The following is a 21,404-nucleotide window of genomic DNA, read 5'->3' as shown; positions in this document are numbered from 1 at the left end:
CGGCTATGACTTTGTTGCGCCGCATTCTGCCTCTCGCCGCTGCCGGAGCCGCCCTGTATTACCTGCGCGGCGTGTACCGTTTTCGCGATCCGGTGCGGTTGCCGCCCACCGATGCCGATACGGTTCTGGCCCCAGCCGACGGCGTGGTGTGCTTCGTGAAGCGCGTGACGGGCGGGCAGATCGACACTGACTCCGCAGCCCATTCCATCCCGGTCAGCGACCTGTCGGGCCTGTCGGAAGCCGCCCCTGACGGCTGGTTGCTGGGTGTGTACATGGGACCGCTGGACGTGCATTTCACATACCACCCGGTCGGTGGGGCAGTGACCCGTGCCCACCATACGGGCAGCCGCCAGAACACGCCGCTGCTTTCGGCGGGGGCAGCCGTTTCTTTGTTGGCTGGACGCCCTGCCGACCTGTTGGGCACACGTGGCACGCTGGAAAACGAGCGCCACGCCCTGACCACCCAGACCCCGCACGGAGACGTGACCGTGACGCTGGTGGCTCCCGGCAGCGGCCTGAAGGCCACGTCTTACACCCGCGAAGGCGACGCGGCGCGGGCGGGCAACAAGAGTGCGTTTCTGGATGAAGGCGGGTTGGTGCTGCTGCTGCTGCCCGCCGCCTTTACGCCCCAGATCAGCGTAGGCGAGCGCGTAATTGGCGCAGAAACGGTGGTGGCGCGGGCCGAAGCATGACTTTTGAGCTGGCACATCCGGCGGGATCAGGGCCAATTCAGGTGGTGCTGTGGGGGATTCCGCTGCTGCTGGCGGCACTGGCCTTCGTGCCCGACCTCCCCGAATCGCCCACCGTACCGCACTGGGAATTGCTGCTGGGGGCTGCGGCGCTCACAGTTCTTTTTCAGCTTGCGCCGCGCCGCCTGCGTTACCGCCTGACCCCAGATGGATTGGAAATCAGGCATCTGTTTGGAACCACGCTGCTGCCCGTGCTGGGCATGCGGGCACGGCGTACAGCAGGACGCTTGGGCGTTCGCACCTTTGGCACAGGCTTGCCGGGGTATCTCAGCGGCGCATTTTCGTTTGTTTCCGATGAGGTGAAGTCGGTTACGGCTCTGGCATCGGCAGGGTCGGGCGGAATTCTGGTGGGTTTGCCGATCAATCAGGCCGCCTCCCAACCGCTCCGGTGGTACTTCCTGACCCCCGCCGATCCTCAACATCTGCTGGATGAACTGGCGCGGCGCGGCGCGGTGGTCAGCCCATGACCCTCACGCTGCTGCCCGATGTGGGCGACCTGCTGCGCCTCAGCCCGCAGTACAACGCGGGTACGGTGGTCGAACTCCTGCGGTTTCTGGGCGTGTCCGAAGTCTGGTGGGCCACGGGTTCCGACCCCGATCACCCCCTGCGCGACGCCTTGCCCGCCGCCCGAATCGGCATCCGCGAGGTGGCCCCCGACTGGGCCTGGGCCGAGGCTGACTACCACCAGCTCACCAACTTTTTGAACCAGTATCCACAGGGTCGCGAACGGTTGCGGGCGGCAGGGCAGGCCGAACGTGCCCTGAGTGCGGCCCTGACCGAACCCCTCAGTGACGTGCGGGCCATCAGCCCAGAGCTTCTGGACTCTGCCCGCACCTACCACGCCGCCGTGCGTACTGCGCTGGACGAAGGCCCTGGCACGCGCTGGCAGGAGCGGCGTCTGTCCGAGTTGGCAGGCGCTCTGGAGGGTCAGTCGGGGGTGGTACTGGCAGCGCTGGACGATCTGCCGGGCTTGCAAGCCCTCCTGCCCGAATCCACCCTGCCTGAGCTGACCGGGTTTGCCCCCGGCGAATTGAGCCGCGTGCGGGCGCTGGCCGACCGGGCCTGGCAACTGAATGAAGCCGACGACTTGGGCGCATTGCTGGCCGCCCTGGACCGCGAACCCGGCGATCCGGTCACGCCCAAAGCCGAACTGGACGCTGCCGCCGCCAGCATTCACCTCGCCGTGGGCGACCTTGCCACCGCCCGCGCCCTGCTGGAACGCGCTGCACACGGTCTGACCGACTTGCCCCGCAGCCTGCCCGGTCTGACGCTGGCCCGTCTGGGACAAGTGCGCGACGCGCAGGGAGACCGCGACCTTGCGCTGCGAACTTACCGCGCTGTGCTGGCCCTGACCCACGCTCCCGCCATCGCCCGCGAAACAGCGGAAGCGGGCCTCAAGGTGCCGTTTGGACTGGAGAACACGGCCTAGCTTTCAGCGCACCCGCTCGACCCACCGCGCCCGCACATCCAACCGCTTGGCGTGCAGCAGATGGGGCTGGCCCTCCAGCACTACACCCAGGCGGTCAGCCAGCGTATTTTCGGTGATCTGGGCTTCGGCGCGGCGCAGGGGCCAGGGCGTGTGGTGGATGTGCCCCCGGTAGACGCGGCCCTGCTGGTCGGCGCTGTACAGGGCCAACCGATTGGTCAACCAGTCTTCCAGCGTGCCGGGGGCAGCCTGAAACTCTGCTCCTGTGGACCGGTAGGCGGCGGCGAATCGGCCTGCCGGGGCGTCGGCCTGCGTGCGGAGGCTGGCATACCGCGTGATTCCGTGTTCATGCTGCATCCACATCCGGGCCAGGTTGTAGGGCAGATAAAAGAAGGTGCGGGCCAGCACCACAGGCAGAGGTTCAGGAATATCCAGACTGTAGAACCACACGCCCGGTACGCCGTCCACCGTGACATACGTTCTCAGGTTCAGCTCCGGAAAGGCGCTCAGGCGCGGCACGTCGGGCAGGGTGCGGGGCGCGACACCGCTCATGCGGAAAGGCACGACGCCCAGGTAGGCTTGCCCGCCGCGTGTATCTACCTCCACACCTGCTGGCAGGGTGCGGGCAATGGCCTCAGCGTTCACGGGCCAGTGCATGAAACACAGGTCGTGCCACTGCATTCGCAAAACCCAGGGACCGCGTGCGGGAGGCAGGGGAGAGGAAACGGGCGCAGTCATGGACGCAGTCAAGCACAGACCCGGCCATCAACATTGTCTCAGGGCATGCCCAATAGAGGCTCAACGTCGTGTTAATTCCTCCTGTGTGTTTTCACGCCAAGCCGTATGGGTACGCCCCGTACTCTCGGCATATGGCCTGTGGGCCGGGTGTGTTAATGCGCCCCATTGCCTGCATTCGCCCTCACACCTCAGGAGGAACTACCATGACGATGACCAACGAAACCGTGCTGGACAAACTGCAATACCTGCTGGGCACCCTGCGCGACGGTGAAAAAGGCTTTGCCGACGCCGCCGAACATGCCACCGAAGCCAGCCTGAAGACATTGTTTTCGGAGCGCAGCACCCAACGCGCCCAGCTTGCCAACGAAGTGGAAGCCCACATCACCCGCCTGGGCGACAAGCCCCGCGAGGGCGGCAGCGTGGGTGCAGCCCTGCACCGTACCTGGCTGAACGTGCGCGACGCCGTGACCGGACGCGGTGACTATCAGGTGGTGGCAGAGTGCGAGCGCGGCGAAGACGTGGCCGTGGAAAACTATCAGGATGTGCTGAAAGAAGCCGACCTGCCCGCCGACATCCGTTCTTTCGTGGAAACGCAGTTTGCTCAGGTGAAGGCCAGCCATGACCAGATCCGCGATATGAAGCACAGCATGGAAGCCAGCAAGTAAAGTCCAGTCAATCTGGGGCAGGGGCCGCTAGAGGTTCCCTGTCCTTTTTGATGTGGGCTGCTCGGTAAGTCGCGGCCTTCCCCTCAGCAGCTCTTTCTTGCTGCGGTGTCAGGATGTTTCTGTTCTGCATCTTTACAGGTATGCCTCTGTCCCTCACCTGAGACAGAGCGCTGTTGTCGGCACGATTTCAAAAGCGGTGGGCGGCCCTTTGTTGCTCTGGCCGCCCACTGCTGCTGATGTTGAGAAGACTTATCCGCGTTTACGGCGGCGCAGACGGTCCATCGCGGCTTCCAAGCTGAGGCGCATCCGCTCCAGTGCCTGTGCCAGATCACCGATTTCGTCGTTGCGGTCGGCCTGTACAGGACGGGTCAGGTCGCCCATGCTGATGGCATCGGCCACAGAGACGAGGCGCTCGATGGGCTGCACCACGCGGCGGGCGGCACGTACAGCCAGTACACCGGCCAGTGCCAACGCCAGCAGCGACACGCCCAGCACCAGCAGCAGCGTGTTGCGGAGGTTGATGGCGGCCTGTGCGTTGGGCACCCCTACCGCGATTCGGTACAGCAGGCTGTCGTTCTTGGCGGTGGCGGAGGTGGTGGTGCGCTGGCCGTTCTCGCCCTCGATCACGCCCAGGCGGCTGACCACGTAGGGTGTGCGGTCGCTGCGCTGGTTGGCGGGGTCTTCGGCCTGACGGCGAAGCTCCTGCGCCTGGGCAGAGTCACCTGCGCCCACGTCCTCAAGCTGCTGCAACTGGGTGCGGTAGCTGTCGGCGGCGCTGCCCGACGTCTGGAAGGTGCCCGTGATGGGGTTGTCCACCAACCACTTCGCCACGCTGCTTTGCAGGGTTCCGTCCAGGCGGGGGTCACGGCCACGGAAGTAGGTCGTGCCGTCGGGCAACTCCACGCGCACAAAACCTACGGCAGAGCGGGCCAGAAGAGCGTCGAGCTGCGCGTTTACTGTTTCCTGGTCGCGGGTGTCGAGGCTGGTTCCCACGGCCACGGCCACGGCCTGTGCGTTCTGGGCCACCAGTTGGCGCTGCAATCCGGGCAGGGTCAGGCTCAGCAGGGTCAGCGTGACGGCGGTAGACAGGGCCAGCGGAGCCAGCGCCCCGAAGGTCAACTGCTGGGCCAGACTGCGGCGCCGTCCCAGGTTGCTGCGGCTTTCTTCGTTCACGGCGGTCAGGAACATGGCCGAGGGCGTTTCGGCGGGGGCAGCCTCCTCGCGGGGCTTGGCATCCGTGATCGTCAGTGCGCCCGTGAAGTCAGACCACACGTCGGTAGAGGCATTGGCCTGCGCCGCAGGATCAGACAGATTGGCGGCAGAGACTTCGGGCAGGCTGTCCAGCCCGTTCATCGTGGGCGCTGTTCCGAGCGGAGCGCCGCCCTGAGGCGCAAAAGGATCGGGGAAAACGGTGGTGTCGGGGAACGCCGCACCAGCGGGAAAGAGGCTGTCCAGGTCGTTGCTGCCCCGTCCAGACAGGTTGCCGGGCTGCGGCGCGGCGAGGTCGGCCCAGTTGTCGTCTTCGGCCAGGGCGGCGCGGCCCACCACTCCACTGGCAGGCTGACGGCCACCAGCGTCGCTGCGGGCGCTGCTGGCGATCAACTCGGCCAGCGTTTCGCCCTGACGGGTCGGTGCCAGAGGCACGTCGTCAGTTTGGCCGTTGCTCCAGCCCGCCATGGCAGGCGTGGGGGTGGGAACAGCCTGAAAGGGGTCGCTGAACATGCCCGTTTCTTCCCGTACCTCTTCCATTGCCACCTGTGCCCCCACATCCTGAAACACCCGCATCAGCAGGTCGGCGCGGGCGCGGCCAGTGGGTTTCATCAGTCGGCCAGAACGGCGGGCCGAGAGGCGCTGGGCCTGATCACCCGACAGGCCGAAGCGTTCCATGAGTTGTTTTTCCAGATTGGGGCGAACCTCATCTGGTACGGGCTGGCGAATGATGACGGTGTACTTCATGGCATGACCTTCCGGTGGGGGCTGCCCAAGCCTAGACCGCTGGGCAGAAGAGGGGCGCGGACGGAAGAGGGATCAGAGAGGCGGTGGTGTGCGGTGAGGTGCGCCGCGAGCAGTGAAAGTCGTGGGCCGTCTCTGGAACGGCGCAGGCGCGTCATGCGATGCCCCGCGCCCGCAGTTGCCGGACGAAGGCCTGCACGCGGCTTTCGCCCAACTGGGTCGCCAGGTGGCCCAGCAGTTGGCTGAGGGTCACGTTCTGCTCCCCGAGGTCTTCAAAAGCGTCGTCGACCATGAATTCACCCATCGGCCCGACGACGACCATCAGGCACTGCTGAATTTCCTTGAGGGCCTGTTCGGTCACGGGTTGTTCGCGCTGCGCTGCGCGGCCCGACCAGCGCCCGGCCTGACTTACGGCATCCAACACTTCCGGCAGACTCACGCGGGCCAGCCGAGCGACCTCCATCGCGTCGCGCTCGCCGTTGACCTGATGCATCACGCGCCACACGTTAAAAGGCAGCGGCGTGGAATCTTGCAGGTCGCTCGGCCATCTCAGGGGGCCAGTGGAATTGGGTTGTCCAGTGGGGGCGGTCATGCGGTCACCTCCAGTCCAGCAGTGGCCCAGATGGGCTGTTCACGCAGAGAAGCGATGGGCAGATCGTTTAGGCGCACGCCCAACCGGGTCAGGGTGGCGCGGTAGGCCGCCAGCAGCGCGGGCCGCAGCTCACTCACGCCCACCTCCTGATCGGCCTGGAGTACCCCGCCCAGCACGCGTACTTCCTGTGCGAAGGGATCCAGGCAGGGGTGTTCGGCAGCCAGCCCGATGCTGACCTGCCGCCAGACTTCATCGAGGGGGAAGGCGCGGTGGGTCACGGCGATCAGTTCCATCCAGAAGGCCAGCAGGGTCGGGCGGTCGTCGATGACTGGCGGCGAGAGCGTGACGCAGGCCGCGCCCTGTTTGGGAAGGGTGCCGCCCAGCATCCGGCCCGTTTCCCAGTAGCTGCACGCTGTTCCGGAAACCAGCACCCCAAAAAACCGCTCGCGCTCCAGCGTGACCTGAACGTCGGGCCACGCGCCGCGCAGTGGAGCAGGCTTGGCCTGACGGCAGCTCCATACGATCTCGGCCACCACAGGTTCCAGTTCTTGCAGGCTGATGATCGCCTGAGGCAGACCGCGCATCATGGTGGCCCAACTGACCTCACCGCCCGCCGTGAACCCGCCGCGCATCTGGCCGCGAACCCACAGGAACCGTGCCCACCGCTGGCCCTGCATGGCATCGAATACCCCAGTAAATCCCTGTGCCTGACGTGTGGCGAGGTCTACCGTAACTTCTGTCCAGGGGTAATGATCGGTGGATAGATGAGAGTACACCGCAAGGTCTTGCGGTACGGAGAGCAGAGGCAGAGTGGTCAACATGGGCAGTGTACCTACGATTAAGATGAGTGGAAGTTAAATTTTCGCTGTACGCACGGAGCGGGCGTTGCAAAGTACCGGGCCGAGGTTCCTGGCAGTCCCTCTGAGAAAACTAAGTGGGGAGTGTGCAGAAAATGAACACCACCATCTCACCGCGAAACCTCTTACGGCCCGCTTACACACGTCGAAAATCTCACGTCCGGCCCGCCGGGTTCGGCTGGGTTGGACATGAGACTGGAAGAACAGAGATCTTAATTTGTCGGCTGGCTGAGGCGAGAGCGCAGGATTGCCGATGCAGGAGAGGAGAACCATAGATTCGGGCCAGAGCGGGCCGGATGGACTGAGGCGGACTGAGCAATATGAACGCACACCCGCTGGAATTGCCGGGTGTGCGTCTCTTGGGCAGACTCAGTTTCTTGTTCTACCTGGTTCCACTTTGCTCGCGGGGATCAGCCCAGCTCGGTCAGGAGTTCCTGAACACGGGCCTTCAGGTCGCCGCGCTGCTGAGGCTGACCCAGTTGGTGCAGGCCGCCGTGATAGGCGTCGGGGTCGCCAAACAGACGCGACAGCAGCTCGAATTCGCGCTGACTGCGGAGGCTGGCGTCGTCGCGGAACATATTCACGTACTGATCCTGAAAAGCCCAGTCGCTGAGGCGGCCTTCCACGAAGTCGTGCATCAGGCGGCGGTAGGGTTCCACATTGTCGTCGGTGGACACAGCCCCTTCTCCGGCACGCACGGGCACCTGCGCCGTGAACACAGGCTCCAGCGCCTCTGGGGTGATGTCCCAGTTGTTGACTTCAAACTGCGGCTGGCCTTCCTTGAACAAAATCAGTTGGGGACTGTGGTGCTGAATGCCCGTCAGGTCAGTGACGTGGTTGCTGGCCGGACGCCAATCCACGACCCGGATAAAGCCCACAGGCAGTTCGTGGCGCTGCAAAAACTGCTCCAGTACGCCAAAGCCCTGCATGGTCTTGTGGCAGGTGCCCGCCTTGAATACGGCGGCCAGGGGGTGCTCTTTCAGAAATTGATCAACGTCTTCGGGCGTGGTCAGGGGCACCAAAACTTGCTGTTGGGCCTCGGTCTGAGCGTTGGGGGTTGTCATGTGGGTATCTTACCTCTGATGCTTTAGAAAATGAAGTGAGACTGGACACAAGGAGCGGGAAGTGGTCAGGAGTGAGGAGTCAGTGGGAAGGTCAAAAGATTCACACCTGATGCCGTTTTGGAGGCGGTTCTGTTCTTGCCGTTCCCACTCACCACTGACCACCTACCACTGACCGTTTTTCGGCATCCAGCGCCGCAGCACCAGTGGTACTCCTTCTGCTGCCACCCACACCAGCAGCGCGTACCGCAGCGCCCGCACCAGCCCGATGTCTTTGAAGCTCTGGGGCAAGGCTCCCAATCCGAAGAACACAGCAAAGACCAGCAGCAGGCCCAGCACGGCCACGATCAGGCGTCCGGCCAGGTCGCGGGGCGGGGTGAAGGTGGGGCGGGCGAACCAGAATCCGGCCAGCAGCCCCAGCCCCGTCCCGTACTCGCGGGGAGTTCCGGCGGGCAGGAAGGCCGCGACGACCAGCAGCAATGCGGGCACGCCCCAGCGCACCGCGCCGTCGTCGGGCACATGGATTCGGGCGGCCATGAGGGCAAACAGGCCGCCCACCAGCAGACCCACGATCACGTCACTGGGGTAGTGCACGTTCAGGGCGAGGCGGGAATAGGCGATCAGCACGATCAGCAGACCCGCCGCCACCCACATACCGGGCCGCCGGACTTGCAGGGCAATGCCGCCCCAGAGGGTGGCCGCCATCTGCGTGTGACCGCTGGGCAGACCGGGGCCGCCTGCGGTGGCTCTGGCTGCGGCACTGGCCGCCGTGGGGTCGTTGGTAAAGGGGCGCGGCAGATCGAAGCCAAATTTGAGCGCCGAGTTGACCAGATAACTCAGGGCGAACGCCACGCCCAGATTGCGCCCACTGCGCGGGTTGACCAACCACGTATACAACGCCAAAACCACAATAAAAACTTCATCCCGTCCCAGATTCGTGACTGCCAACCAGAATGATTCCATGCCTCACATTCTGACTGAAGGCCGCAAACGGCAAGCGTGAATTACTTTGCGCCTGCCTGAAGAGGGTGCCTGCATCTTCATCCTTCCGGCTGGCCCCGCTACACTGTACCCATGACCGCCCCCACTCCCGACGTGCTGCGCGAGGTTCGGCACAACTCTGAATATGCGCTGGAACTGCGCAACATCACCAAACGCTTTCCGCTGGTGCTTGCCAACGACAACATTTCTCTGGCCGTGAAATGGGGCAGCGTGCATGCCCTGTGCGGCGAAAACGGCGCAGGCAAAAGCACGCTGATGAAGATCGTCTACGGCGCTCAGCCGCCCACCAGCGGCGAAATCGTGGTAGACGGCCAGACGGTGAATCTGAACAGTCCCGCCGACGCCATCGCACGCGGCATCGGCATGGTGTTTCAGCACTTTATGTTGGTGGATACCCTGACCGTGACCGAAAACGTGATTCTGGGCGCAGAACCCACCATCGGCGGGCGCATCGACATTGCGAGTGCAAGGCGCAAGGTGGCCGATCTGGTCAAGCAGTTCAACTTTGACCTTGATCCGGACGCCCTGATCGGGAATCTGCCGGTGGGCAAGCAGCAGAAAGTAGAAATTCTGAAAACACTGTACCGGGGCGCACGCATCCTGATTCTGGACGAACCCACCGCCGTGCTGACCCCCAGCGAAACCGACGAACTGTTCGACTTCCTGAAAAACCAGTATGCGGCCAGCGGTAACGCCGTCATTTTCATCAGCCACAAGCTACATGAGGTGCTGCACATCTCGGACACCATCAGCGTAATCCGCGACGGCAAGATGATCGGCTCTATTCCCAGCGCTGGGGCCACCACCGAAACCCTGGCCCGCATGATGGTGGGCCGCGAGGTGAATCTGCGCGTCGACAAAACCGCCGCTCAGCCCAAGGAAGTCGCGCTGGACGTGAAAAATGTGACTGTGAAGGGCGAGTACAAGAACGCCGTAGACAACGTGTCGTTTCAGGTACGGGCGGGCGAAATCGTGGGCATCGCGGGTGTGGAGGGCAACGGCCAGAGCGAACTGGTGGAAGCCATCACGGGCCTGATTCCTACCCTCAGCGGCACGATCACCTATCTGGGCAAGCAGGCGCGGGGCGTGCGCGAGGTGGAAGCGGCGGGCCTCTCGCACATTCCTGAAGACCGCAACGAGCGCGGGCTGGTGCTGGACATGACCACCGCCGAGAACTTCATTCTGGGTGAGCACGATCAGGCCCCCTTTGCCGGGCGCTTCGGCTTCCTGAATCTGGATGTGATCGAACAGAACGCCCGCGACCTGTCGGAGAAGTACGATGTGCGCCCGCGCAGTGCCAGCCTGCAAGCGGGGCGCTACAGCGGCGGCAACGCCCAGAAAATCATCGTGGCCCGCGAGATGAGGAAAGGCCCGAAAATCCTGATCGCCAGCCAGCCCACACGCGGCGTAGACATCGGCGCAATCGAGTTTATTCACGCCCGAATCGTGGAAGCACGCGATCAGGGCTTGGCCGTACTCCTGATCAGCGCCGATCTGGGCGAAGTGATGAACCTCGCAGACCGGATTCTGGTGATGTACGAGGGCCAGATTGCCGGGGAAGTGAGTGCCGCCGACGCCACCGAAACCCAGTTGGGCCTGATGATGACGGGCAGCGGCGGGCAAACCAGCGGCGGGCAAACCAGCAGTGGCCGCAGCGGAGAAGTCAGCGTAGGCCAGACGACTGGGGAGCGGTAAGGCGGAAAATAGATCTAGCTCCGTCAAGGATCAGAGATGCCAACAGTCATGGCCCTCGATTATTCGGCTGGATGCGTCAATTTCCGCGATGTGGGTGAGTTTCTTCAATTGATTGCCGGAAAATCGATCTTGCCCCCCGGCAAATTGTTGAGGGGGGGCAAGATCGATTATGTCGATTCACTGGATGACATCGGCTCGCCAGAGACCATCATCAACTTGAGGAATGGGCCAGATCAACACAACTGGCCTGTAAAAACGCTGCACTTTCCAACCTCGAATACCCTGGAGAAGTACAACACCTCTGATGGGCAAGTTCGGCGCTGGTTAAATGCAGTTGTTGCCAGTTTTGAGGCTGACTCTCTTCAGTACCCGGTTCTGATTCACTGCACATCGGGTAAAGATAGAACAGGCATTGTCGTTGCTGCCCTGCTCAGTATTCTTGGCGTGTCAGAACAGTCTATCGTTGCTGAATATCTCTTGAGTGATGGGGAAGTCAAAGAAGAATGGATGGTGCAGGCGCTCAAAGGAATGGGTGAACCTGAAACTTACTTCAACCGAGTTGATTTGAATCAAGTCAGGCGAAATCTTGTACACCCGGTGGAATAGATTTAGATGACTTCGCGGTAGGCCACGCTCTGACTTCTGTTTTGCAATTCGCTCCGTAGATATTGCAGACGCGGGTGCTCTAGCTTGGGGTCGTGGGCCAGAATGTGCTTGGCAAGTTCGCGGGCCTGCTCGATGATTTCTACGTCGTTGGCGAGGTCGCCCAGTCGCAGGTCGGGAACGCCGCTTTGGCGGGTGCCGCGAATCTCGCCGGGGCCGCGCAGTTTCAGGTCGGCCTCGGCAATCACAAAGCCGTCGGTGCTGCCCTCGATGATGCCGAGGCGCTGGCGGGTCTTGCGGCTGTTCTCGCCCGAAATCAGCACGCAGTAACTCTGGGCACTGCCCCGGCCCACGCGCCCGCGCAACTGGTGAAGCTGGGCCAGCCCGAACCGCTCGGCGTTTTCGATGACCATCACGGTGGCGTTGGGCACGTCCACACCGACCTCGATCACGGTGGTAGACACCAGAATGTCGAATTCACGGGCGCGAAAGCGGTTCATCACATGGTCCTTCTCGGCGGCGCTCATCTTGCCGTGCAGCAGGTCTATGCGGGCTTCGGGCAAGATCACCTTCAGGTCTTCGGAAAGCTGCGTGGCGGCCAGCAGTTCCAGCGTGTCGCTTTCTTCGATCAGGGCCGTGACCACGAAGGCCTGACGCCCTTCCCGAATCTGGCGCATGGCAAAGCCGTAGGCCTGCTGGCGGTGCGTGTCCTGCAAGAGTTTGGTTTCAATCGGGGTGCGTCCGGGCGGCAGTTCATCGATAATGCTGAGTTCGAGGTCGCCGTAAGCGGTCAGCGCGAGGCTGCGCGGAATGGGCGTGGCGCTCATGACCAGCACGTCGGGGCGGCCTGCCAGCAGTTTGCGCCGCTGCTGCACGCCAAAGCGGTGCTCCTCGTCCACCACGGCCAATCCCAGATTGTCGAAGCGCACGTTTTCCTGAATGAGGGCCTGCGTGCCCACCACCACATCCACATCCCCCTCGGCAATGCGCGTCTGCATTTCCAGCTTCTGCTTGGCCGTCATGGCCCCGATCAGCAGGCCCACCCGCACATCCAACTGGTTCAGGTAGCCCGACAGGTTGGCGTAATGCTGCCGCGCCAGAATTTCGGTGGGGGCCATCAGTGCACCCTGATAGCCGTCTCGCACGGCCAGATACAGCGCACAGGCGGCCACGGCGGTTTTGCCGCTGCCCACGTCGCCCTGCACGAGACGGGCCATCTGGCGCTCGCTGCGCATATCGTCGGTGATTTCCAGCAGCACGCGGCGCTGGGCACCCGTAAACTGGAAAGGGAGTGCGCCCTCGAAGCGGTGGATGTCGTCGCCCGTGGCCTGAAACCGTTTGCCCAGCAACACGGCGTCGTCCCCTTGCAGCAGCACGCGCAATTCTAAAAACAGGTATTCGTCAAAGCGCAGGCGATTCATGCCGCGTGCCAACTGCGCCTCATCGTGCGGAAAATGCATGCCCCACAGCGCGTCCGACAGGTCGGTCAGGCCGTATTTCTGTCGCCAGTGCGCGGGCAGATAATCGTCCAGGGGCACGGCTTCCAGCGCCCGGTGTGCGGCGCGGCGCAAAAACTCCTGACTGATGCCGTCTTTGGAGTCGTATACCCCCACGATCCGGCCTGTGCTGAGGCTGCTTTTGGCGTCTTCCACCGTTTCCAGATGCTCCACGCCAATCTGAACGCTGCGCCCAAATTTCTTCACGCGGCCCGTGAGCACCAGCCGGGCACCCTCGCGCAGTTGCCGTTCCATCCACGGCTGATTGAACCAGGTGGCCTTCACGCGCCCGCCCGCCGGAGTTTCCAGCGTCACGTCCAGAATCAGCATGCCCGGTTTGGGGCTGCGGCGCGACTTGGCCACCACCGTGCCTTCCACCGTCACCTTCTGGCCTTCTTCCACCTCCGATAAATCGGGCAGGGCGCGGCGGTCTTCGTGGCGGTGCGGGTAGGCGTGCAGCACGTCGCGCAGGTTCAGGAGGCCCAACGAATTCAGCTTGCGCGTTCCGCCGGGGCCAGTATCCAGCCGCGCCAGATCCGCGTCGGGCGGCAGGCGTTCGCCGGGGGCGGCAGTGGGCACGGCGACGCGGGCCGGGGCGCGTGGAGTTCTGGGCGCTTTGGCGGCGGCATCCTGTCCGTCCAGCACGTTCAGGGCGGCATTGAGGGCGGCGGCGCGTCCGGCTTCGTCCAACTCGCCGTATCCCTTCAGAGCCTCACGCACACCCGGAAAAGGGTTGCCCAGCGGCGATGCCAGCAGCTTTTCCACGCCGCCCGCCACAATCTTGTTTTGATGCCCACTGGCCCGCTCTGCCAGCAGTGGTCGCCTGAGTTTGTCCCGCAGTTCTGCCACTGTTGCCATACGGGGTGCAGGCTAGCAGGCGGGAAAGGTGGGTATGGGTGCGCGGGCAACAAAGGAGATTCAACCAAGCAAAACCCCCAGCGGTGAGGCCGGGGGTGAGAGGGACAGAGCAATGGGGGTTCACACGCCAACTCCGAATCAGCTCACTTCAGGCTATACACCCGCACACTGTCAAAGCGGTTGGTAAAGCCGCTGCCACTCATCGAGAACAGGCCGATTTTGGCTTGCCCCAGCTTGTGTGCCCAGACGCCGCCCCGTGTCCAGTTCACGCCGTCCCGGCTGGAATAGGCGGTGTAGGTTTCGCCTGCTGTGGCCCCGCTGCTGGCCCGCCGCACGATTCTCAGCCAGGTTTCGCGGCCCGGTGCCGACAGTACAGTGTTGCCGTAGCGCGGGAACTTGTCGGCCACTGGCCCCTGCTCCTTGGCAAATTCAATCTGCCGGGTGTTCCAGATCGACACCACGCCGAGTTTCACAAAGTTGTCGTCGTCGCCGTAGATCAGCAGGCCGCCCTGAGCGTAGTTGAAACAGCAGCCCTCGTCGGGCAGGTTGCTTTGCATCTTGATTTCTACGGCGTAGTCGCCAGCGGGCGCATTTTCGGTCAGCACCGAGGCGTTGTCGCTGTCCTCGAACAGGTCGGCGGCCTGTGTGTCAAAGCGCAGTGCTCCGTTTTCCAGTCCGGCTTCTGCGGGGGCGGGTGGACGAATCCAAGTCCAGCGCGTGTCGAGGGCAGGGCCGCTAAAATCGTCGTTGTAGGCGCTGATGGTGCTGCCCAGTACGTCAGCTCTGGGAGCGGTGGGCACGTAGGCGCTCAGTTGTCCGGCCTGGGCAGCGGGTGCAGGCATCACGCCGTCAGAGGCCCACTGGCCGCCGCGTACCGTGGGCCAGCCCTCCACCCAATCCAGCGGGTCCAGCAGCACGGGCCGCTTGTTGACGCCGCCAGGAGTGAAATAGGGGTCGTTTTCGTTGATCGCGTGGTACACCGTCCAGTCCTGACCACCTGCATCGGTGAATACGGCGTTGTGGCCGGGGCCGACCCAGCGGTTGCCGTTCATGCTGATGACGGGGGTGCCGCCCACACGGGGATCAAGGAGTGAGACGCCTTCTTTATCCACAAACGGCCCAGTTGGAGAAGCCGAGCGGCCCGCGAAGATGCTGTAGCCCGTGAGGGGGCCATTGCAGCAGTTGGCTGCCGAGGCCATCAGGTAATAAAACCCGCCGTGCCGCACGACCTGAGCGCCCTCATAGCGGTTGTCCAGTGCCACTTCTTTCTGGGTGGCGGCGTCGGTTCTGAGGCCATCGGCGCTCAGTTGCCGCACCGAGATTCCCCCGAAGTAGCTGCCGTAGTACAGCCAACCCTGGCCCGCGTCATCGGTGATCACCTCGGAATCAAAGACCCAGCGGCGGTCGTTGGGATTGCCTCCGGGCGGGCCTTGCGGTTCGACCACCGGGGTTCCACTGTCGGTCCAGGGTCCAGCGGGCGAATCGCTGGTCGCCACACCGATGGCGCTGCCGCCTGCTTTGGTGTCGCTGGCGGTGTAATACAAGTGATACTTGCCGTTTACATACTCGATATCGGGTGCCCACAGGCCCGCGTCATCCTTCACCCAGGCGGGTTTGGTGGCAAAAGCGTCTCCGATATACGTCCAGTTCACCAGATCGGCAGACCGGGCCATGCTGATCAGGTGAAAGTTAAGGTTGTTGTTGGCATCCACATCGGTGGTGTTGTGCGGATCGGTGGTGCAGTACAGATACCAGTTGGAATCGCCGGGGGTGCGCGACTGGATGATGGATGGGTCAGCGCAGGATTCCACCCTGGTACCGTCAGTCTTGCTGATCGTCAGCGGATTGCTGTAGGTCAGTTTCAGGGTCTTGTCAGGAGCCTTGACGGTATCGCAGGCCGACAACAGGCCCACAAGCCCCAACATCGGCCACGCCGAACGTGAACGGAAACGAACCTGTCTGAGTTGACCTTGCCTGGGTTGTTGCATCACTAAACCTCCTGAGAATGAGGGGAGAGGCCAGAGGAACCGGGGGAAGGCTCCCGGTTGCATAGAGAACTGACTGGATACAGCGGTTTAAGTGTTTCCGTACCACACCACAGCTCTGGGTTTCCTGCCATCACGCTTTTCCACTCAGCACGGCTAGAACACTGGACCGAACTCAAGGCTGACTGAATGGAGAAGTGTACGCAGGGAACGCGCACCGAGCAGAGCGACGTGTGGTTACCCTGCTGCTCAGGAAAAGTCAATCTGGTGAAGGTTGATCCCGGTTGCAGCGGCACAGCAAAGGCATCTCGCCAGAGAACGGAGGGCGTAGGACTGACCGGACCAATCTGATCCGGCGAAACGTAAGTTAAGGACAAAAAAATCCTAACACGTAACTCGCGACATACCCAGTTTTGTTGTGACTTTATGAATGCAGGCCCTGGCAAGGTCGTCTCAGCCATGTTGCCAGACTGCTGGTAGGTGGTCTGTACCCCCGCCGCCGCCCCCGGCATGTGAGGTTTCGCCTCGCCAAAGGGCAGTTCCGGCATATCATGGCCCGCAGATGCTGAATCACCTCTCGCAACTTGTAGCTGACGTAGACGGCGCGTGGGCAGCGGCTATCGGGGGTCTGGACGGCCTGCTCGTGGAAGGACATACCGCCACGACCGCAGACCTGAACCTGCTGGTCGCCGAACACGCCGGGCTGCTCCGTACCGCCAGCGCTGCCTATAGCCAAACCCTCAACGGAGGCCAGACCCGCGAACTGTACCTGCGCGGCGAACGCCTCAGCGTTTACCTGCATCCCATCAATGCCGATTTCTTTTTGCTGCTGGCCCTCGATGGCCGCAGCAACCTGGGGCAGGCGCGGCTGTATGGCCGGGACACCGCCCGCAAACTGGAGAGCCACCTGTGAAACTTGAACCCCTGCACGCCATTCCCGGCGTCGTGGCGAGCGCCCTGGTCGGCCCGGACGGCCTGCCCATCGAAATGTACGGTGAGGCGGGCGACGCCCTCGCTGCCGAACTCGCCTCGTTGCGTACCAGCCTGGACCGCACAGGCCGCCGCCTCGGAGCCGGAGAAGTGACCCGCCTCGCCTTTACCAGCGAGCGCGTGGAAGTGGTGGCCCTCGCCAGCGGCGAATTCGTACTGGGCGCGGCCATGATCCGTGGCAGCGATACCCGCGCTGCCCAGCAGGCCCTGGCACGTCTGGCCCTTGATCTCACCGATCTGCCCAAGGTGGATGACGCATGATCGAGGCCCTGATGGAAACCCGTGGTATGCGTCACGCCCTTCTTGTCAATGCGCAGGGCGAAATCGTCACGTCTGCCGGGCCGCGCGGCCCCCACTCCGACGCCGACCTGAACCTGGTGGCGGCTGGCCGCGCCGTGATTGCCAGCCTCCAGGCCACACAGGGCAGTGCCGAATGGAACGACCTGCTTCTGGACGTGGACGGCGGCCCCGTGCTGCTGACGCCAATGGGCGACCAGATTTTATTGGCCGCCTTCGACGATGTGGCGAGCCTGGGCCGAATCCGCTTTGCCGTGCGGCGTTTGCTGGGGCAGATTTAAGTATAGGCAGAGGCCGTCAATCCCGTCTCTGAGCTGTGGGTTATGGGCGATGAAAGCCGTAGCCCACAGCTCTTCTGTACTTTGGAAGGTTGTTCGTGATCATACCTGGCTGACTAGAGAGAGGCTCGGTCTCAGCAGGAGATGGTCCGAACCCCGTGACTTTCAAATTCCCTGGTTCGGAGCCTCTCCCTGCTTCCGTTGCTATTCCCCGTCCAGCGCCTCAAAGCCCGCCAGCCCATCGAACAACCCGCGCAGGGGGAAGGCCGGGAGTCCGGTTCGCGTGCCGCCGATGCTGAAGTTTTCGCTGCCCAGCATGCCGACCTCCATTGCTTCCCGCTCTTCGGTGGTCATTCGGCCTACCAGACTTTCTGCGCCCATCTGCGTTCCGTGCGCGGCCAGGGCAGCCTTCTTGTTCTCGGCGTAGGGAGCCACGTTCATAGTCACGGCAACGGTGCCCGTGTCCACGCCGTACACCATTGGGTCAAGGTCTGGGCCCAGCCTGGAGAGCATGCTGGTGGCAGTGGCGGTGGTCAGTGCCGTGAAATACAGGCGCTGTGGCCCGCCGCCCGGAAGGTGCCCGGTGCTGAAAAAAGCCGCGCTGGTGGCCCGGTGAATCTGCAAATGATCCACATGGCCGTAACCGCCGTGCGGGTCAAAAGTTAGGATCACCTGCGGGCGAATGTCGGCAATCAGCGCCCGCAGTTTCACCTCTACGTCCAGTGGATTGACGTTCATCATGGCGATGGGGTCACTGGTGCGCGTGCGCTCGTAGCGGCCCGAGTCGTGGTAATCCAGAAAGATGGGCGGCTCGATCTCCAGCGCTTCGCAGGCGCGGCGTAACTCCTGCTCGCGCTGCACGCCCAGATCATCCACGGTCATTCCCGGCACCGTGATTTTGCCTGCTTCACCGCGTGTGGCACAGGCCAGTACCACGCGAACGCCTTTACGGGCATAGTGGGTCAGGGTGCCGCCCACGCTAAAAGCTTCATCGTCGGGGTGGGCAAACACGGCCAGAAGGGTGGGCCGGAGATTGGGTTCGGCGTTCAGTTCATTGGGAATCGGCTCGGCAGTCATGGCTGGCAGTCTAGCGGGGAAGACTGGCCTGGATCGCCAGCTAAGCTAAACGCATGAGAGCAGCCGTGCAAGCCCTTTGGACAGTGCTGGAGCAGATCATTCTGGCGCTGGTTTCTCAGCCTGTAGCGGGCAGGCAGGTTAAACCCAAGCGTGCACCTGATTTCCGCCCCGCTCCGGCCCGGCGCACTGTACAAACTCTAGTGCGGCAAGTGTGGCTGGCTCTGATCGGTCAGCCGGATGCCGCGCCGCGTCCCACAGACTCAGCTTCTGCCGCCTCCAACAGCAAGCCGCGTTCATAAAAATCCCAGATTTCATCCGGCCAGGTGACGTACAGCAGGCGGCGGTTCCGCAGGTCGGCGGCGTCCAGCGCCTGCCCCAGCGCGGCGTAAAAGCGGCTGCCCTGCTCCTGCATGGCGCGTGCCGTCCAGTAGGGTTCGGCGGCCAGCAGGGTACTGAGGCGCTGCTCTGGTGAGAGGGGTGAATCAGACATCTGCCCATCATGCCTGACGAAAGCCTGCACGCCCTCTGATACGCTGACCGTATGCCAAAGGTGTTTGCCGTCACAAGTGAAAAAGGCGGCGTGGGCAAAAGCACGCTGGCCGTACATCTGGCCGGAGCGCTGGCCGAACGTGGACTGGGCGTGGCCCTGATCGATGAAGACCCCCGCGTAGGCAGCAGCGCACGCTGGGCGGCGCGGGGCGTGAAGTTGGGGGGGCCGGGCCTGCCTTTCGCCGTGTACGAGGCCGACGACGTGAAGCCCAAGAAACTGGCCGCGCTGGATGTGGTCGTTATCGATACGGAAGGCCGTCCCAAACGCAAGGAACTTCGCCAGCTCGCAGACCGCGCCGACCTGATTCTGGTGCCCAGCGGAACCTCTGCTCTGGAGCTGGAAGCCACGCTGGAGCTGATGGATTTCCTTCAGGGCGACGCCGATGCAGCCCGCCAATCGCGTGTCGTGCTGACGCGGGTGCCGCCTGTGGGCCGTGCCGGAGAAGAGGCCCGCGAGGATTTGCGCGAGGCAGGCGTGACCGTGTGCAATACGTTGGTACGCTCCTACGCCGCCTATGTTCGGGCCGCCGAACTGGGTACGCTGGCCCGCGATGTGCGCGACCCCCGTGCCGACACCGCCTGGGAAGACATGCTGGCGTTGTCACGCGAGGTGCTATGAGAGCCGCCGAAGCTGGGACTGTCCAAACTGGAGCCGACTGATGGCCCGGTTCGACTATCTGAAAGAGGCTGGCAAGGGCAAGAAGAAGGCCGGTAAATCGCCCAAGAAGCCCAGCACCACGGTTGCCCCCGAACCCGATGGACGGCGCAAAGGCGAAACTGCCGAGCGGGTAGAGGCCGTATATGTTCGCAAGGAAACTGTGCGGGCCGTGTGGCGCGAGGTCAAACGGGGTGGCGGCGAAAGCGTGAGCGAGCTGGTCGAAGACCTGTTGCTGCGCTGGCTGCGTGAGCGGGCCTGAACATTCCGGCTTGATCCGGTGAAGAATTCACAGGCCCGGTTATTGCGCTGGCTGGGGCTGATGGTCGCGGTTGTCTTCGTCACACCGGGCATCTTCCGGCCTCTTGCCGGACACCCGCTGGAGCTGGTGAATCTCGTTTTTCATGAGACGGGACATGTGCTGCTGGCTCCGGCAGGGGCCACATTGATGCTCCTGGGCGGCAGCCTCTTCCAGGTTCTGGTACCTGCGGTGTGCATCGGCCATTTCTGGCGGCGCTGCGACCACTACGCGGCGGGGCTCCTGTGCCTCTGGCTGGCGCAATCGTGGGCAGGTGTGGCGGCGTATGTCCAGGACGCGCCCACGCGTGCCCTCGACCTGATCACGGGCGACCCCGATACCCACGATTGGTGGCAACTGTTGGGGGCATGCCTGACCCCGGGCTGCGGCCACCTGAACTGGGCCGATCCGCTGGGACGCCTGCTGATGGTCGTTGCCGTTTTGACTGCCCTTTTCGGTGTGTTGCTCGCCATCTGGAACGACCTTCAGGAGCTGTGATACCGAATTTGTGCCGCTCCAACGGCAAGATATTGCTCGCGGCCTCGTTCCCGCCTGATTGTCCAGAGGTGAATTTTGACCTGCTCAGTTGTTTCGCCTGACCAGCAGCCGAAAGCACGGCGTTTTCAATTGGAGTCCGTCCGATCTGCGCTACCCTACTTTCATGACTGTGGGCCGCTACGCACCGAGTCCGACGGGCGGCATGCACCTGGGCAATGCCCGCACCGCCCTGCTGGCCTGGCTGCATTCGCGTGCTTTGGGGGGTCGCCACATCCTGCGCTTCGAGGATCTGGATGTGGGGCGGGTACGCGGCTGGGCCTACGACGCCACCCGCCGCGATCTGGAGTGGCTGGGCCTCGACTGGGATGAAGAATATCTGCAATCTGAGCGGCTGGAGTTGTATGCCGATGCGGTGGCGCGGCTGAAGACCTATCCCTGCACCTGTACCCGCCGTGAAATCGAAGCGGCCATTCAGGACAGCGCGGGCGCTCCACACGGGCCAGAGGCGGTCTACCCCGGAACTTGCCGGGCCGGGCAACCTGACCCTTCCCGGCCCGCTGCCCTGCGCTGGAAGGTACCCGATCAGACCGTGTGCGCCGCCGATTTCTTGACCCGGCAGACGCTCTGCCAGCAGCTTTCCACCGAGGTCGGAGACATCGTGCTGCGGCGCAATGACGGCGTGTTTGCCTACCACTTGGCGGTGGTTGTAGATGATGCGGCGATGGGCGTCACCGACGTGCTGCGGGGCGTGGATCTCTGGACGGCCACACCGCGCCAGATCGCGCTTCAGCAGGCGCTGGGCTACCCTCAGCCTCGTTATCTGCATGTGCCGCTGATGACCGATTACGCCGGGGAGCGCCTCGCCAAGCGCGGGGGTGCGCCGTCGGTGATGGCCCTGCGCGAAAGGGGAGAGGATGCAGCCCAGGTGCGCTCGGTCCTCGCGCAGTCTCTGGGTAACGGCTTCTGGCCTGTGCCTCTGCCGCCCGAGGTCGCACTGGACGATCTATTGCTGCTGTGGCGGCACAAATTGGATCGGCTGCTGCTGTAGTCTACCCCCCCATCAGATACCCCCAATTTAGACC

The 21,404-nt window shown here is 63.3% G+C and carries 23 protein-coding genes; 13 read left to right on the top strand and 10 right to left on the bottom strand.

Annotation, left to right across the window (positions count from 1 at the left end):
* Positions 1-5 precede the first annotated feature (5 nt).
* The 3 genes from F561_RS0110310 to F561_RS0110300 are packed head-to-tail and all read left to right on the top strand — an operon-like array spanning position 6 to position 2,178.
* Positions 6-692, top strand: coding sequence for a phosphatidylserine decarboxylase (locus F561_RS0110310; protein ID WP_019009886.1), 687 nt, complete (start codon positions 6-8; stop codon positions 690-692).
* A complete protein-coding gene (locus F561_RS0110305; RefSeq protein WP_019009885.1) occupies positions 689-1,216 on the top strand; it encodes a PH domain-containing protein in 528 nt (175 codons plus the stop codon). Before F561_RS0110310 ends, F561_RS0110305 begins: the two co-directional genes overlap by 4 nt.
* Positions 1,213-2,178: a tetratricopeptide repeat protein gene (locus F561_RS0110300; protein WP_019009884.1), complete on the top strand. Its 966-nt coding sequence runs from the start codon at positions 1,213-1,215 to the stop codon at positions 2,176-2,178. Before F561_RS0110305 ends, F561_RS0110300 begins: the two co-directional genes overlap by 4 nt.
* A 3-nt stretch (positions 2,179-2,181) precedes the next feature.
* Here F561_RS0110300 and F561_RS0110295 read toward each other — a convergent pair whose 3' ends face one another.
* Complete coding sequence (locus F561_RS0110295) at positions 2,182-2,913, bottom strand: YqjF family protein (protein ID WP_026298789.1); 732 nt, start codon at positions 2,911-2,913, stop codon at positions 2,182-2,184.
* 203 nt (positions 2,914-3,116) lie between these two features.
* On the opposite strand from F561_RS0110295, the gene F561_RS0110290 reads away from it, so the two are divergent.
* Positions 3,117-3,578 carry a PA2169 family four-helix-bundle protein gene (locus tag F561_RS0110290; protein WP_019009882.1) on the top strand — a complete coding sequence of 154 codons (462 nt, stop codon included), beginning with the start codon at positions 3,117-3,119 and terminating at the stop codon, positions 3,576-3,578.
* Positions 3,579-3,827: 249 nt separating this feature from the next.
* On the opposite strand, the gene F561_RS0110285 is transcribed toward F561_RS0110290, so the two are convergent.
* The 5 genes from F561_RS0110285 to F561_RS0110265 form a co-directional block, all read right to left on the bottom strand.
* Positions 3,828-5,534 (bottom strand): HAMP domain-containing protein, encoded by a 1,707-nt coding sequence (locus F561_RS0110285; RefSeq protein WP_019009881.1) that lies wholly within the window; start codon positions 5,532-5,534, stop codon positions 3,828-3,830.
* Between the two features lie 151 nt (positions 5,535-5,685).
* Complete coding sequence (locus tag F561_RS0110280) at positions 5,686-6,123, bottom strand: DUF8082 domain-containing protein (RefSeq protein WP_019009880.1); 438 nt, start codon at positions 6,121-6,123, stop codon at positions 5,686-5,688.
* Complete coding sequence (locus tag F561_RS0110275) at positions 6,120-6,944, bottom strand: hypothetical protein (protein WP_019009879.1); 825 nt, start codon at positions 6,942-6,944, stop codon at positions 6,120-6,122. Before F561_RS0110275 ends, F561_RS0110280 begins: the two co-directional genes overlap by 4 nt.
* 446 nt (positions 6,945-7,390) lie before the next feature.
* On the bottom strand, positions 7,391-8,044 hold the full coding sequence (abxC, locus tag F561_RS0110270) for a monothiol bacilliredoxin AbxC (RefSeq protein ID WP_019009878.1): 654 nt from the start codon (positions 8,042-8,044) through the stop codon (positions 7,391-7,393).
* A gap of 162 nt (positions 8,045-8,206) precedes the next feature.
* The gene (locus F561_RS0110265; RefSeq protein ID WP_019009877.1) at positions 8,207-9,004 is read right to left on the bottom strand and encodes a phosphatase PAP2 family protein; all 798 of its coding nucleotides are present in this window, start codon (positions 9,002-9,004) and stop codon (positions 8,207-8,209) included.
* Between the two features lie 111 nt (positions 9,005-9,115).
* On the opposite strand from F561_RS0110265, the gene F561_RS0110260 reads away from it, so the two are divergent.
* Positions 9,116-10,738, top strand: coding sequence for an ABC transporter ATP-binding protein (locus tag F561_RS0110260; RefSeq protein WP_019009876.1), 1,623 nt, complete (start codon positions 9,116-9,118; stop codon positions 10,736-10,738).
* 48 nt (positions 10,739-10,786) lie between these two features.
* Positions 10,787-11,344 carry a tyrosine-protein phosphatase gene (locus tag F561_RS0110255; RefSeq protein ID WP_019009875.1) on the top strand — a complete coding sequence of 186 codons (558 nt, stop codon included), beginning with the start codon at positions 10,787-10,789 and terminating at the stop codon, positions 11,342-11,344.
* A 2-nt stretch (positions 11,345-11,346) separates the two neighbouring features.
* Here F561_RS0110255 and recG read toward each other — a convergent pair whose 3' ends face one another.
* Positions 11,347-13,695: an ATP-dependent DNA helicase RecG gene (gene recG / locus F561_RS0110250; RefSeq protein WP_019009874.1), complete on the bottom strand. Its 2,349-nt coding sequence runs from the start codon at positions 13,693-13,695 to the stop codon at positions 11,347-11,349.
* Positions 13,696-13,838: 143 nt separating this feature from the next.
* Positions 13,839-15,683, bottom strand: a complete 1,845-nt coding sequence (locus F561_RS0110245; RefSeq protein WP_157451747.1) for a glycoside hydrolase family 43 protein — start codon at positions 15,681-15,683, stop codon at positions 13,839-13,841.
* A gap of 559 nt (positions 15,684-16,242) precedes the next feature.
* Between F561_RS0110245 and F561_RS0110240 the strand changes: the two genes are divergently transcribed.
* From F561_RS0110240 to F561_RS0110230, 3 genes are read left to right on the top strand one after another with little or no spacing between them, the layout of a single operon-like run.
* A complete protein-coding gene (locus F561_RS0110240) occupies positions 16,243-16,593 on the top strand; it encodes a roadblock/LC7 domain-containing protein (protein ID WP_019009872.1) in 351 nt (116 codons plus the stop codon).
* Positions 16,590-16,931: a roadblock/LC7 domain-containing protein gene (locus F561_RS0110235; protein ID WP_019009871.1), complete on the top strand. Its 342-nt coding sequence runs from the start codon at positions 16,590-16,592 to the stop codon at positions 16,929-16,931. Before F561_RS0110240 ends, F561_RS0110235 begins: the two co-directional genes overlap by 4 nt.
* Entirely contained in the window at positions 16,928-17,248 is a 321-nt protein-coding gene (locus F561_RS0110230; RefSeq protein ID WP_019009870.1) for a roadblock/LC7 domain-containing protein, read from the top strand. The genes F561_RS0110235 and F561_RS0110230 overlap by 4 nt, the downstream gene beginning before the upstream one ends.
* Before the next feature lie 201 nt (positions 17,249-17,449).
* Here F561_RS0110230 and F561_RS0110225 read toward each other — a convergent pair whose 3' ends face one another.
* The gene (locus F561_RS0110225; protein ID WP_019009869.1) at positions 17,450-18,322 is read right to left on the bottom strand and encodes a PIG-L deacetylase family protein; all 873 of its coding nucleotides are present in this window, start codon (positions 18,320-18,322) and stop codon (positions 17,450-17,452) included.
* A 229-nt stretch (positions 18,323-18,551) separates the two neighbouring features.
* Positions 18,552-18,812, bottom strand: coding sequence for a hypothetical protein (locus F561_RS0110220; RefSeq protein WP_019009868.1), 261 nt, complete (start codon positions 18,810-18,812; stop codon positions 18,552-18,554).
* Positions 18,813-18,863: 51 nt separating this feature from the next.
* On the opposite strand from F561_RS0110220, the gene F561_RS0110215 reads away from it, so the two are divergent.
* From F561_RS0110215 to gluQRS, 4 genes are all read left to right on the top strand, one after another.
* Entirely contained in the window at positions 18,864-19,490 is a 627-nt protein-coding gene (locus F561_RS0110215) for a ParA family protein (protein ID WP_019009867.1), read from the top strand.
* Positions 19,491-19,530: 40 nt separating this feature from the next.
* The gene (locus tag F561_RS0110210; protein WP_019009866.1) at positions 19,531-19,788 is read left to right on the top strand and encodes a hypothetical protein; all 258 of its coding nucleotides are present in this window, start codon (positions 19,531-19,533) and stop codon (positions 19,786-19,788) included.
* 18 nt (positions 19,789-19,806) lie between these two features.
* On the top strand, positions 19,807-20,322 hold the full coding sequence (locus tag F561_RS27185) for a hypothetical protein (protein ID WP_157451745.1): 516 nt from the start codon (positions 19,807-19,809) through the stop codon (positions 20,320-20,322).
* A gap of 163 nt (positions 20,323-20,485) precedes the next feature.
* Complete coding sequence (gluQRS, locus tag F561_RS0110200) at positions 20,486-21,370, top strand: tRNA glutamyl-Q(34) synthetase GluQRS (RefSeq protein ID WP_026298788.1); 885 nt, start codon at positions 20,486-20,488, stop codon at positions 21,368-21,370.
* Positions 21,371-21,404: the final 34 nt, after the last annotated feature.

Source organism: Deinococcus aquatilis DSM 23025, from assembly GCF_000378445.1.
Taxonomy (GTDB): Bacteria; Deinococcota; Deinococci; order Deinococcales; family Deinococcaceae; genus Deinococcus; species Deinococcus aquatilis.
The sequence above is the reverse complement of the archived record's forward strand: the minus strand, read 5'-3'. Positions and strand labels throughout refer to the sequence as shown.

What these genes read in the sequence shown, in the direction of transcription:
- F561_RS0110275 (WP_019009879.1), bottom strand. Translation starts at nt 6,944, where the DNA reads ATGTTGACCACTCTGCCTCTGCTCTCCGTACCGCAAGACCTTGCGGTG.
- F561_RS0110295 (WP_026298789.1), bottom strand. Translation starts at nt 2,913, where the DNA reads ATGACTGCGCCCGTTTCCTCTCCCCTGCCTCCCGCACGCGGTCCCTGG.
- F561_RS0110210 (WP_019009866.1), top strand. Translation starts at nt 19,531, where the DNA reads ATGGCCCGGTTCGACTATCTGAAAGAGGCTGGCAAGGGCAAGAAGAAG.
- F561_RS0110285 (WP_019009881.1), bottom strand. Translation starts at nt 5,534, where the DNA reads ATGAAGTACACCGTCATCATTCGCCAGCCCGTACCAGATGAGGTTCGC.
- F561_RS0110310 (WP_019009886.1), top strand. Translation starts at nt 6, where the DNA reads ATGACTTTGTTGCGCCGCATTCTGCCTCTCGCCGCTGCCGGAGCCGCC.
- F561_RS0110220 (WP_019009868.1), bottom strand. Translation starts at nt 18,812, where the DNA reads ATGTCTGATTCACCCCTCTCACCAGAGCAGCGCCTCAGTACCCTGCTG.
- F561_RS0110280 (WP_019009880.1), bottom strand. Translation starts at nt 6,123, where the DNA reads ATGACCGCCCCCACTGGACAACCCAATTCCACTGGCCCCCTGAGATGG.
- F561_RS0110255 (WP_019009875.1), top strand. Translation starts at nt 10,787, where the DNA reads ATGGCCCTCGATTATTCGGCTGGATGCGTCAATTTCCGCGATGTGGGT.
- F561_RS0110215 (WP_019009867.1), top strand. Translation starts at nt 18,864, where the DNA reads ATGCCAAAGGTGTTTGCCGTCACAAGTGAAAAAGGCGGCGTGGGCAAA.
- F561_RS0110290 (WP_019009882.1), top strand. Translation starts at nt 3,117, where the DNA reads ATGACGATGACCAACGAAACCGTGCTGGACAAACTGCAATACCTGCTG.
- F561_RS0110260 (WP_019009876.1), top strand. Translation starts at nt 9,116, where the DNA reads ATGACCGCCCCCACTCCCGACGTGCTGCGCGAGGTTCGGCACAACTCT.
- recG (WP_019009874.1), bottom strand. Translation starts at nt 13,695, where the DNA reads ATGGCAACAGTGGCAGAACTGCGGGACAAACTCAGGCGACCACTGCTG.
- F561_RS0110265 (WP_019009877.1), bottom strand. Translation starts at nt 9,004, where the DNA reads ATGGAATCATTCTGGTTGGCAGTCACGAATCTGGGACGGGATGAAGTT.
- F561_RS0110230 (WP_019009870.1), top strand. Translation starts at nt 16,928, where the DNA reads ATGATCGAGGCCCTGATGGAAACCCGTGGTATGCGTCACGCCCTTCTT.
- F561_RS0110305 (WP_019009885.1), top strand. Translation starts at nt 689, where the DNA reads ATGACTTTTGAGCTGGCACATCCGGCGGGATCAGGGCCAATTCAGGTG.
- abxC (WP_019009878.1), bottom strand. Translation starts at nt 8,044, where the DNA reads ATGACAACCCCCAACGCTCAGACCGAGGCCCAACAGCAAGTTTTGGTG.
- F561_RS0110225 (WP_019009869.1), bottom strand. Translation starts at nt 18,322, where the DNA reads ATGACTGCCGAGCCGATTCCCAATGAACTGAACGCCGAACCCAATCTC.
- F561_RS0110300 (WP_019009884.1), top strand. Translation starts at nt 1,213, where the DNA reads ATGACCCTCACGCTGCTGCCCGATGTGGGCGACCTGCTGCGCCTCAGC.
- F561_RS0110240 (WP_019009872.1), top strand. Translation starts at nt 16,243, where the DNA reads ATGCTGAATCACCTCTCGCAACTTGTAGCTGACGTAGACGGCGCGTGG.
- gluQRS (WP_026298788.1), top strand. Translation starts at nt 20,486, where the DNA reads ATGACTGTGGGCCGCTACGCACCGAGTCCGACGGGCGGCATGCACCTG.
- F561_RS0110245 (WP_157451747.1), bottom strand. Translation starts at nt 15,683, where the DNA reads ATGCAACAACCCAGGCAAGGTCAACTCAGACAGGTTCGTTTCCGTTCA.